We start from the raw sequence: 11,453 nt of genomic DNA, 5'->3' as shown, positions 1-11,453 counted from the left end.
AACAATGACGACCTGGCGCGGATCATCCACATCAACCAGGACGGTAATCTGCCTGGATACGCGACGCATGTGGTGCGCGGCCTGTACGACGTGGCAGGCGGCGGCGCCGCCCTGACGCGTCGGCTGGATGAGATCTGCAACGAAGTCTCCAAAGCCATCGACAACGGTGCACGCATCATCGTGCTGTCCGACCGGCACTCCGACGCCATCCAGGCGCCGATCCCGTCCCTGCTGCTCACCAGCGCCGTCCACCACCACCTGGTGCGGGAGAAGACGCGGACGCTCGTGGGCCTGGTGGTCGAAGCGGGCGATGTGCGCGAAGTTCATCATGTCGCGTTGCTCATCGGCTACGGCGCCGCCGCGGTCAACCCGTACCTGGCGATGGAGAGCGTCGAGGACCTTGCCAGGCGCGGCACCCTGCTCGCGGACACCAGTCCCGAGGATGCCGTCGCGAACCTCATCAAGTCGCTCGGCAAGGGCGTGCTCAAGGTCATGAGCAAGATGGGCGTCTCGACGGTCGCCTCGTACACCGGCGCCCAGATCTTCGAGGCCATCGGCCTGGCCCAGGACGTCGTCGACAAGTACTTCACCGGCACCACGTCGCGGCTGGGCGGCATCGGGCTCGACATCATGGCCGAAGAGGTACGACGCAGGCACGTGCGGGCCTACCCGCCGGGCGGTGTCGCCGCGGCACACCGCACGCTCGAGGTCGGTGGCGAGTACCAGTGGCGGCGTGAGGGCGAGTACCACCTGTTCGACCCTGAGACGGTCTTCCGGCTGCAGCACTCCACCCGGTCCGGCCGCTACGACGTGTTCAAGCAGTACACGGGCCGGGTGAACGAGCAGTCGAAGCGGCTGATGACGCTGCGCGGACTGTTCTCGTTCAAGGAAGGTGCGCGCCCGCCGGTGCCGATCGAGGAGGTGGAACCGGTCGAGTCGATCGTGCGCCGGTTCTCCACCGGAGCGATGTCCTACGGTTCGATCAGCCGGGAGGCGCACGAGACCCTCGCCATCGCGATGAACCGGTTGGGCGGCAAGTCCAACACGGGCGAGGGCGGCGAGGACACCGACCGGCTGTACGACCCGGAGCGCCGAAGCGCCGTCAAGCAGGTGGCCAGCGGCCGGTTCGGCGTGACGTCGGAGTACCTGACCAACGCCGACGACATCCAGATCAAGATGGCACAGGGCGCCAAGCCCGGTGAGGGCGGTCAGCTCCCCGGTAACAAGGTCTGGCCGTGGGTGGCCACGACCCGGCATTCGACGCCGGGGGTCGGGTTGATCTCGCCGCCGCCGCACCACGACATCTACTCCATCGAAGACCTGGCGCAGCTGATCCACGACCTGAAGAACGCCAACCCGCGCGCTCGTATCCACGTCAAGCTGGTGGCCGAGGTCGGCGTCGGAACGGTTGCTGCCGGCGTGTCGAAGGCGCACTCGGATGTGGTGCTGATCTCCGGTCACGACGGTGGCACCGGTGCCGCACCGCTGACCAGCCTGAAGCACGCCGGTGGGCCATGGGAGCTCGGCTTGGCCGAGACCCAGCAGACGCTGCTGCTCAACGGGTTGCGCGACCGGATCGTGGTGCAGACCGACGGGCAACTCAAGACAGGGCGCGATGTGGTCATCGCGGCGCTGCTCGGTGCCGAGGAATTCGGCTTCTCCACTGCGCCGCTGGTGGTGTCCGGATGCGTGATGATGCGGGTCTGCCACCTCGACACCTGCCCGGTGGGCATCGCGACGCAGAACCCCGAGCTGCGCAAGCGGTACACGGGCCAGGCGGACTTCGTGGTCAACTTCTTCGAGTACATCGCCGAAGAGGTCCGCGAGTACCTGGCGGAGCTGGGCTTCCGCAGCCTGGACGAGGCGATCGGACACGCCGAGATGCTCGATACCAACGAGGCGGTCGACCATTGGAAGGCGGCCGGGCTCGACCTCTCGCCGCTGCTGCATGTTCCCGAGCTGGCCGATGGCGCATCGCGGCATCAGGTGGTGGTACAGGACCACGGGCTGGAGAAGGCGCTGGACAACCAGCTCATCTCGCTGGCAACCGATGCCCTGGAGAACCGCGAACCGGTACGTGCGCAGGTAGAGGTGCGCAACGTGAACCGGACGGTCGGAACCATGCTCGGCCACGAGATCACCAAGCGGTTCGGGGGCGAGGGTCTGCCGGATGACACCGTGGACATCACCCTGGTGGGTTCGGCGGGCCAGTCGTTCGGTGCGTTCGTGCCACGCGGCGTCACGCTGCGCCTGGAGGGCGACGCCAACGACTACCTGGCCAAGGGGCTGTCCGGCGGACGGGTGATCCTGCGGCCGGACCGTTCGGCCTCGTTCGTCGCCGAGGAGAACGTGGTGACCGGCAACGTCACGGCGTACGGTGCCACCGGCGGAGAGCTGTTCATCCGGGGCAAGGCCGGCGAGCGGTTCTGCGTGCGCAACTCCGGTGTGACTGCCGTCGTCGAGGGCGTCGGCGACCACGCTTGCGAGTACATGACCGGGGGAGCGGCGGTGATCCTCGGCCCGACCGGCCGCAACATCGCCGCCGGTATGTCAGGTGGCGTCACCTACGTGCTGGACCTCGACCCGTCGCTGGTGAACCCCGGCATGGTCGAGTTGGAGGAGATCACCGCCGAGGAGTCCGAACGGCTCCGCGGTATCGTCACGAAGCACCGGGACGAGACCGGCTCTGCCGTCGCTGAGACGCTGCTGGCCGACTGGGACCATACCGCGGGCCGATTCAGCAAGATCATGCCCCGCGACTTCAAGCGAGTGCTCGCCGCCAAGGCCGCCGCCGAGCGCGACGGACGAGACGTCGACGAAGCGATCATGGAGGCAGCACACGGATAGCGGACCACCGGCAGCTGAAGACCTTCCCGGCATGGTCGATGGTGTATTCCGCACCACGACGTGCCCGCGGCGCGACCTGCCACCTCGGTACCTCGGCAGCTGGCCGAGAGCCGACGGGCCGTGCCGGATCGAAAGGGATCTTCGCCGCCGGAGTCCTGAGCAGTCATGAACGATTCGTGTGCTACACGACCATTCAGAATGGAGGCGACGGATGGCTGACCCCCGTGGGTTCCTGAAGGCCGGGCGGCAGGGCGCGAAGGCGCGACCGGTCGCGGAACGGGTCAAGGACTGGAACGAGGTCTATCCTGACCCGGGCATCGGCAAGACGTTGCTGCCGATCATCACCAAGCAAGCCGGCCGGTGCATGGACTGCGGCATCCCGTTCTGCCACAGCGGCTGCCCGCTCGGGAACCTGATCCCGGAGTGGAACGACCTGGTGTGGCGGGACGACTGGCACGAGGCGTCGGAGCGCCTGCATGCCACCAACAACTTCCCGGAGTTCACCGGACGGCTGTGCCCCGCGCCGTGCGAGGCCGCGTGCGTCGTCGACATCGCCGATGATCCCGTGACGATCAAGAACGTCGAGGTCGCGATCATCGACAAGGCGTTCGACGAGGGCTGGGTGGCACCTCAGCCGCCGGAGCGGCTCACCGACCGGACCGTCGCCGTCATCGGTTCCGGGCCCGCCGGGCTCGCAGTGGCACAGCAGCTCACCAGGGCCGGGCACACCGTCGCCGTCTACGAGCGCGCGGACCGGGTAGGCGGCCTGCTGCGGTACGGCATCCCGGAGTTCAAGATGGAGAAGCGCCACGTCGACCGGCGGCTGGACCAGATGCGTGCCGAGGGCACCATCTTCCGTACCGGCGTCGAGGTCGGCGAGAGCCTCACCGGCGAGGAGCTGAAATCCCGCTACGACGCGGTGGTGCTGGCCGTGGGCGCCACGGCTGCGCGAGACCTGCCGATGCCGGGCCGTGAGCTGGACGGCGTGCACCAGGCCATGGAGTATCTGCCGCAGGCCAACCGTGTCGCGCTGGGCGAGTCCGTGCCGGGCCAGATTACCGCCGAGGGCAAGCATGTGATCATCATCGGCGGTGGCGACACCGGCGCCGACTGCCTGGGGACGGCACACCGGCAGGGCGCGGCGTCGGTCACCCAGCTGGAGATCATGCCGGAGCCCCCGGACAGCCGGGCAGACGCGACGCCGTGGCCCACCTATCCGGTGATGCTGCGGACCTCCAGCGCCCACGAGGAAGGCGGCGAGCGGGTCTACTCAGTCTCCACCCAGGAGTTCCTCGGCGACGACGAGGGCCGCGTCCGCGCGCTGCGTCTGGTCGAGGTCCGGATGGGCGAGAAGGGCTTCGAACCGGTCGAGGGTACCGAACGCGAGCTGCCCGCCGAACTGGTGCTGTTCGCGATGGGCTTCGTCGGGCCGGAGCGTTCCCCGCTGCTGGAGCAGCTGGCGGTCGAGCTGGACGGGCGGGGCAACATCGTGCGTGACGACGCCTACGAGACCAGCGTGCCGGGTGTGTTCGCAGCCGGTGACGCCGGCCGCGGACAGTCGCTGATCGTGTGGGCGATCGCCGAAGGCAGGGCCTGTGCGGCTGCCGTCGACCGCTGGTTGACCGGCGCCGACCGCCTGCCCGCGCCGGTCGCTCCCACGGATCGTCCCCTCGTGGTGTAGAACGTCACCCACGCGAACAGCGGGTGAAGTGCGGGTGAGGCTCGGGGTGGCCGGGTCGCAGGGACGAGCGGAATGGGTCTAGAGTTGTTAGACGTGCGTAAAGCGAAGATAGTCTGTACCCTCGGTCCAGCGACCGACTCCCCAGAGCGCCTGCAGGAGCTGGTCGAGGCAGGCATGGATGTTGCCCGCTTCAACCTCAGCCACGGCAGCCACCTCGAACATGAGGAGCGGTACGCACGCGTCCGCAAGGCGGCGGCGGAAGCCGGCCGCAATGTCGGCGTACTGGTTGACCTGCAGGGTCCCAAGATCCGGTTGGGAACGTTCGCGCAAGGCTCGGTAGTCCTCGAGCCGGGAGCGACGTTCACCATCACCACCGATGACGTCGCCGGTGACGTGGAGCGTAGCTCCACCACACACGCCGGGCTTCCGAACGACGTCAAACCCGGCGACCAGGTGCTCGTCGACGACGGCCGGCTCGCGCTGGAGGTCGAGGAGGTCAAGGGCAGTGACGTCGTCACCCGGGTCGTCCTCGGTGGCCGAGTGTCGAACAACAAGGGCCTGAACCTGCCGGGTGCGGCCGTCAGCGTCCCGGCGATGTCCGAGAAGGACTCCGATGACCTGCGCTGGGGGCTGCGTGCGGGCGCGGACATGATCGCGTTGTCGTTCGTGCGTTCCGCGACCGACATCGAAGAAGTGCACCGGATCATGGACGAAGAAGGCATCCGGCTGCCGGTGATCGCCAAGGTCGAGAAGCCGCAAGCGGTGGAGAACCTCGAGGAGATCGTCGACGCGTTCGACGGCGTGATGGTCGCCCGCGGCGACCTCGGCGTCGAGCTGCCGCTGTGGGACGTGCCCCTGGTGCAGAAGCGGGCGATCGCCCTGTGCCGGCGGCGGGCCAAGCCGGTCATCGTCGCCACTCAGATGCTGGACTCCATGATCAGCAACCCCCGCCCTACCCGCGCGGAGACCTCCGACGTGGCGAACGCGGTACTCGACGGTGCGGACGCGGTGATGCTCTCCGGTGAGACCAGCGTCGGAAGCTATCCGATCGAGACGGTCACGACCATGGGCAAGATCGTGGAGACGGTCGAGGAACACGGCCTGGAGCGGATCCCGCCGCTCGGCACCAAGCCCAGGACCAAGGGCGGCGCCATCACCAAGGCGGCATGCGAGACGGCCGAGCTGCTCGGCGCGAAGTACATCGTCGCGTTCACTCAGAGCGGTGACTCGGCCCGGCGGATGTCGCGGCTCCGGTCACCAATCCCGCTGGTAGCGTTCAGCCCGCTGGAGGCGACCCGGCAGCAGCTGGCACTGTCGTGGGGTATCGAGGCGTTCATCGCCGACCACGTCGACCACACCGACGAGATGGTGAAGCAGGTCGACCGGGTGCTGCTCCAGCAGGGACGTTGCGAGAAGGGCGACCTGGTTGTGATCGTGGCAGGCTCCCCGCCTGGGATTCCGGGGTCGACCAACGCCATGCGCGTGCACCAGATCGGCGATGCTGTCGGCAAGGTCGCCATCGCCTACAACTAGGCGGTACAGGTACGACTAGGCCGCACAGGTACGACGACACGGCTCGAACGTAGAAGCAGGACGACGGGGTGGTGTGGTTGTGCTGTCCGGTTGTGGTTGCGTCGGGTGGGCCGGAGAATTCGTCGACCTCTCACGCCTCCGGCGGGCAGCTTCTCGTGCTGGTGGCGTGTATCTGCGCCTCCGGAAGATCGGCCGACGAGCTTCTCCGGCCCTTTCCGCGCGTTCGGCCTGGTCTTCGCCACCACGACCTCGGTTCCTACTCCGTGGGTGCGATACGCAGCGAACAGTTAGGTTAGCCTATGCTAGGCTGACGGCTTTCAGGCGTCGTGTCGAACTCGGTACGACGCCTGACGTGTTCGCCGACGAGATGGTCAGCCGATGGTCACCCACGGGACGAACCGGGACACCGCGGTCTCCGCGTGCTCGTCCACGGGTGAGGCGACCCCGGGAAGGTCATGATGAGACAAGACAGACGATGTTCAGCCGCGTTCGGTGCGCGACCTCTAAGTGCGCTGCGAGTCAAACTGGTGGCGGGGTTGGCCGTCGCCGGGTTGCTCACCGTCGCATGTGGTGGTGATGACGGTACGACGGCCGGGGCTGATTCGGCGGGGGACAACGGCGACGAGGCGGCGGCCAACAGTGACGCGACGACGGTCGTCGAGCACGTCCTGGGCGAAGCCGAGGTGCCGGTGGCGCCGGAGCGGGTTGTCGCCATCGATCCGTACGCGACGTTGCCCACGGCCATCGCTGCTGGAGCGAACGTCGTCGGGACGTCGTACCAGCCTTTCGACGACCCGTTCCCGCCGTATGTGGATGCCTCGACGGATGAGATCGAGGACGTCGGCTGGCTGACCGAGCTGAACGTCGAGCGGATCGCCTCCTTGGAGCCCGACGTCATCGTGGGACTGGAGTCGATGGTCGAACCCCACTACGACCAGTTGGAACAAGTCGCACCGACCGTGGCGCTCTCACTGGACTCGACGATGTGGAAAGAGACCTTGGAGACGGTCGGCGCGGCCATCGGCCGATCCGACGAAGTGGCGGCAAGCCTTGAGACGTACGAGCAGACGGCGGGCGATCTGGCGGAGGTGCTGGCGGAATCGGGCGCGAGCGACGAGCCGGTGTCGCTGCTGAATATCCGCGCCGTCGACGACATGAGGGTCTACACGGAGTCGTGCGCTACGGCCGTGTTGAACGACCTCGGTGTGACGATGCACCTGGCTGACGAGACTCCGGACGACAGCAACAGGGTCGACCTGAGCTTGGAGCGGCTCACCGATGCGGATGCCTCGACGTTGTTGTACTTCGTCGGCTCCACCGCTACCGACCCCGAGGACGCCCAGGCCACGTACAGCGAGGTGGCCGAGAGCCCGCTGTGGGAAGGGCTGGAGGTCGTACAGGACGGGCGGGCCTTCGAGGTGAACGCCGAGTGGTGGTTCAACTGCGGGTCGGTGCAGGCCGCCGACGAGATCATGGACGACGTCACGGACTACCTGGTGATGCAGTGACCCTTGGGCCGTCGGAACGTGCTGTTCCCGGTGCGGGCGTCACATATGCCGCCTCGTCGGCAGGGATCGATATGGCTTCACCCGCCGGGTTCGGTGTCGGGGTGTCCGTGCGGGCGGCTGTGGGCGCGGACTTCGCGGCGCTGGACGAGGTGGGGGAGCCGGCGCTGTCTCCGGACGGCGAACGGGTCGCCGTCGTGGTGGAGAACGCGGCCCGGTCGGGTGCGACGTTGTGGTCGGTGCCGGTCAGGGACCCGGGGGCGGCCGAGCCGCTGCTGATGGGCGTTCGGCTTGAGGCAGGGCCGTGCTGGGCGGTGGACAATGCGGTGGACGAAGGTTCGCCGGAGCGGCAGGCCGTGATCGGCGTCGTCGAAAGGACCGACGCCGGGTCGTTGACCCTGACGGCCATCGACCTCCCGGATCGCCGGGTGCGCCGGGTTGCTCTGCCCGGTGCCGCGAGCGGCGCCGACGGGCTCGCCTGGTTGCCTCGGGAGCCTGTGGAGCAGCCGGTCACGGACCCTCTTTCACGATTCGGTGACCACGGAGTCGTGCTGCTGCGTGTTCCGGCGGGAAACAACGCCTCGTCGCAGGTGGGCAGCCTGAGCGAGGGTCAGTCATGCGGGCAGCTGTGGCTGGTAGAGACGACGACGGGAACGGCGCGTCCGATCACCGGCGACGAGCTGGACGTGGCGGCGTTCGTGCTGTCACCGGACGGGCGGGAAGCAGCGGTCGTCGTGCGGGCGGAGTCCACCGGAGCGGGGGAGGCGGCGCTGCGGGTGGTGGACGTCTGCTCTGGGACGGTGCTGCGGACCCTGTGTACCGATGTGCCGGTGCCGACGACCAGGAACCAGACATTGGCGTGGTCACCGGACGGCAGAAAGGTGCTGTTCAGCCGCGGTGATGCCGGGCGGGGCCACTGGCCGGCCGTCGTGTCGGCAGGTAGCGGTGACATACGGGATCTCTGGCAGGATTGGGAAGGAACCGTCCTCAGGGCCGAATGGGCCGGGGGCGGTGCGCGTATCGTCGCTCAGGTGTTTCGGCGGACGTCGTCCGTGCTGGTGGAGTATGACCTGGACGATGGAACGTTCCGCGAGCTGTGTGACATGGGCATGGGTTATCCGCGGTTCTCTGTCGGCGGTCCGGCCGACCGGATCGCCTTCGTCTCCGGCAGCGACGGCGACGCACCGGACGTGTGGGTGCTCGGCCAGGGCGCGGCAGGGCGTACCGGCCGCGTGGCGCCGTCCGGATCTCCTCCGGTCCCAAGACCCGACGTCGGCCTCGCAACGGGCGCGTCGCCGGCTGAAGGCGGCCCCGAGGCGACGCGGCTGACCAACCTGAACCCGCAGCTGCGAGGGTTGCGGCTGGGTGAGATCCGTGAGGTCTCGTGGACGAGCCGGGACGATGGGACCGAGCTGTACGGTCTGCTGGTGATACCGCCGGATGGTGCGTCCGGACCGCGGCGGACGGTGGTGAACGTGCACGGCGGGCCGCATTACCACTGGTGTGCCGGGTGGCACGGGTCGTGGGTCGACTGGGCCCAGCTGCTGGCGGCGAACGGCTTCGCGGTGTTCCTGCCCAATCCTCGCGGGTCGACAGGCAGGACCTGGGACTTCGCGCACTCGATTCGGGGCCGGATCGGGGCGTTGCCGCTGCAAGACATCATGGACGGTGTCGATGTACTTGTGGAACGGGGGATCGCCGATCAGGAGCGGCTCGGCATCGGGGGATGGAGCTACGGCGGGTTCTTGACGGCCTGGGCGGTGACGCAGACGGATCGGTTCAAAGCGGCCGTCGTCGGGGCGGGGATCGCCGACTTCCGACGTTTCCTCGACACGTCGCCGATGGGACCGGCCTGGCACACGTTCTTTCCCGGTGGTGACGGGGATGCCGCCGGCCTCGATCGGGCGTCGCCGCTGTCTCATGTGAACAGGTGCGCCACGCCCACGCTCGTCGTGCATGGTGAACGAGACCGCAAGATCCCGGCCGCACAGGGGCACATGCTTCACCGTGGTCTGTGCGACGGTGGTGTCCCCACGGAACTGATCACACTCGCCGGCGAGGGGCACGCGATCGGCTCGGTAGACGCGAGGACCACGCTGCTCGACTCCATGCTTGCCTGGTTCTGCCGTCACCTCCCGCCCCATCGATCATGACTGTTCGATGCGCCTGAACTCTCCTTGGCCTGCCATCCGGGCGCAGGTGTATCCCCGGTCATACAGCGGGCGCGTAGATCACGATCCAGTGGTCCCGTTCGGCGTCGTGCAGCATCTCGCTCTGGAAGGCCAACCATCCCCGAGTCGGGTGATGCAGGCGTTTTTCGGCGGAACGTCCTACCGAGACTTCACCTTGCGCCCAGAGGCTCCGGAAGGTGGCGCTGGTCGTTGAGAGCTCCGTGAGCAGGGACCGGAGGTGCTCGTCGTCCGGGTACCGGCCCAGCGCCGAGCGGAGCTCCGCCGTGGCCCACCGGGCGTACCGGTGGACTCCCTCATTTCCGAGGACGCGGCGAGCCGTGGCCGTGAAGCCCTGGTGGACGATGTTGCGCCGGTACCGACCCGCACTTGGGAGCGGTCCGAGGAGCTCAGTGGCGGCAGCGTTGCGCGCCATCACGTCCAGGCGTCCGTCGTGGACGGTGACGGGGACGGTTTCGTCGAGGCCGCGCAGCAGCCGGAGGAGTCCTGGTCGGATCTCACTGTCAGGGGCGAGAGGCTCGGGGGGCAGCTCGCCGGCAAGTCGGAACAGGTGGTCTCGCTCGGCGGCCGTGAGGCCGAAGGCTCGTGCCAGCGCGGTGAGGATCTCCCGCGACGGACGCGGAGCCCGCCCCTGCTCGAGGCGGGTGTAGTACTCGACAGAGATCCCGGCGGCCTCGGCCATCTCCTGCCGTCGCAGCCCCGGGACCCGCCGCCGTGACGACCGGCTTTCGACCGGCTGCTCCGGTGCTGTCACCATGGCCCGCCGGCCACGGAGGTACTCCCCGAAGCCTTCCCGGATCACAGTCGGCATGGGCACCATTATGCCTCCGCGTCCGTCGAGTGGTCCTGGCAGTACCAGGTTCGAGAGGGTCTTCCGCCGGATGCCGCAGGTCCCGCACAGTCGTCGTAGAGCGGGACACGTGCCGGGTGGCACAGGGCCGGTCGTCTATCGCAGCCACATCGGACAAGGGAGGGGCATCGTGCCCATGAACCGCATCGCACTCGTCACCGGAGCCAACCAGGGCATGGGCAAGCAGGTCGCGAAAGAGCTGGTCTCCGACGGGGTCGCCGTGTTCGTCGGGTCCCGCGACCTCGCGCGCGGTGAGAAGGCGGCCGCCGAGATCGGCGACGGCGCCACCGCGCTGCAGCTCGACGTGACCGACGCGGCGTCCATCGCCAGGGCCGCCGAGCGGATCCAGGGGGAGGCGGGTCGGCTCGACCTTCTCGTCAACAATGCCGGGATCTCCACCACCCGTACCGACGTCCAGGACATGGAGATGCTGCGCGCACTGTCGAAGCCAAGTGTTGTCCCGCTCGACGAGGTACGGGCTGTCTGGGAGGTGAACGTCTTCGGCGCTCTGGCGGTGTGCCAGGCCATGCTGCCGTTGCTTCGCAAGTCGTCGGATGCGCGCATCGTGAACGTCACGAGTGCGCAGGGCTCGCTGACGACCATGGCCGACCCGGCCTTCCCGTTCCACCCGACCTTCGAGCCGGTCTACTCTGCGTCGAAGACCGCACTCAACGCCGTGACGTTGTCCATGATGATCGAGCTGGAGGCGACCGACATCAAGGTCAACCTCGTCTCGCCTGGGTTCGCGAACACCGCACTGGTCAAGTTCGAGGGGACGGAGTCGGTGGAGGACGCATGCCGTGAGGTGGTGCGCGTCGCCCGCCTCGGGCCGGACGGACCGACCGGCA

At 68.1% G+C, this 11,453-nt stretch carries 7 protein-coding genes; 6 read left to right on the top strand and 1 reads right to left on the bottom strand.

Going from position 1 to position 11,453, the window contains the following annotated elements:
- The 5 genes from gltB to ELR45_RS02710 form a co-directional block, all read left to right on the top strand.
- The coding region (gene gltB / locus ELR45_RS40320; protein WP_240759096.1) for a glutamate synthase large subunit at window positions 1–2,847 on the top strand (2,847 nt) is incomplete at its 5' end.
- Window positions 2,848–3,058: 211 nt separating this feature from the next.
- Window positions 3,059–4,528: a glutamate synthase subunit beta gene (locus ELR45_RS02725; protein WP_129663196.1), complete on the top strand. Its 1,470-nt coding sequence runs from the start codon at window positions 3,059–3,061 to the stop codon at window positions 4,526–4,528.
- Between the two features lie 93 nt (window positions 4,529–4,621).
- Window positions 4,622–6,061 carry a pyruvate kinase gene (gene pyk, locus ELR45_RS02720; RefSeq protein WP_129663194.1) on the top strand — a complete coding sequence of 480 codons (1,440 nt, stop codon included), beginning with the start codon at window positions 4,622–4,624 and terminating at the stop codon, window positions 6,059–6,061.
- A 527-nt stretch (window positions 6,062–6,588) separates the two neighbouring features.
- Window positions 6,589–7,569, top strand: a complete 981-nt coding sequence (locus ELR45_RS02715) for an iron-siderophore ABC transporter substrate-binding protein (protein WP_165367414.1) — start codon at window positions 6,589–6,591, stop codon at window positions 7,567–7,569.
- A gap of 71 nt (window positions 7,570–7,640) precedes the next feature.
- Window positions 7,641–9,719, top strand: a complete 2,079-nt coding sequence (locus ELR45_RS02710; RefSeq protein WP_129663190.1) for a S9 family peptidase — start codon at window positions 7,641–7,643, stop codon at window positions 9,717–9,719.
- A gap of 58 nt (window positions 9,720–9,777) precedes the next feature.
- Here ELR45_RS02710 and ELR45_RS02705 read toward each other — a convergent pair whose 3' ends face one another.
- On the bottom strand, window positions 9,778–10,566 hold the full coding sequence (locus tag ELR45_RS02705; RefSeq protein WP_129663188.1) for a helix-turn-helix domain-containing protein: 789 nt from the start codon (window positions 10,564–10,566) through the stop codon (window positions 9,778–9,780).
- A gap of 175 nt (window positions 10,567–10,741) precedes the next feature.
- On the opposite strand from ELR45_RS02705, the gene ELR45_RS02700 reads away from it, so the two are divergent.
- The coding region (locus ELR45_RS02700; protein ID WP_129663470.1) for an SDR family NAD(P)-dependent oxidoreductase at window positions 10,742–11,453 on the top strand (712 nt) is incomplete at its 3' end.

The organism is Phytoactinopolyspora endophytica (assembly GCF_004138495.1).
In the GTDB taxonomy this organism is placed as follows: Bacteria; Actinomycetota; Actinomycetes; order Jiangellales; family Jiangellaceae; genus Phytoactinopolyspora; species Phytoactinopolyspora endophytica.
Note: the sequence above shows the minus strand (reverse complement) of the source record. Positions and strands in the feature narration are given on the sequence as shown.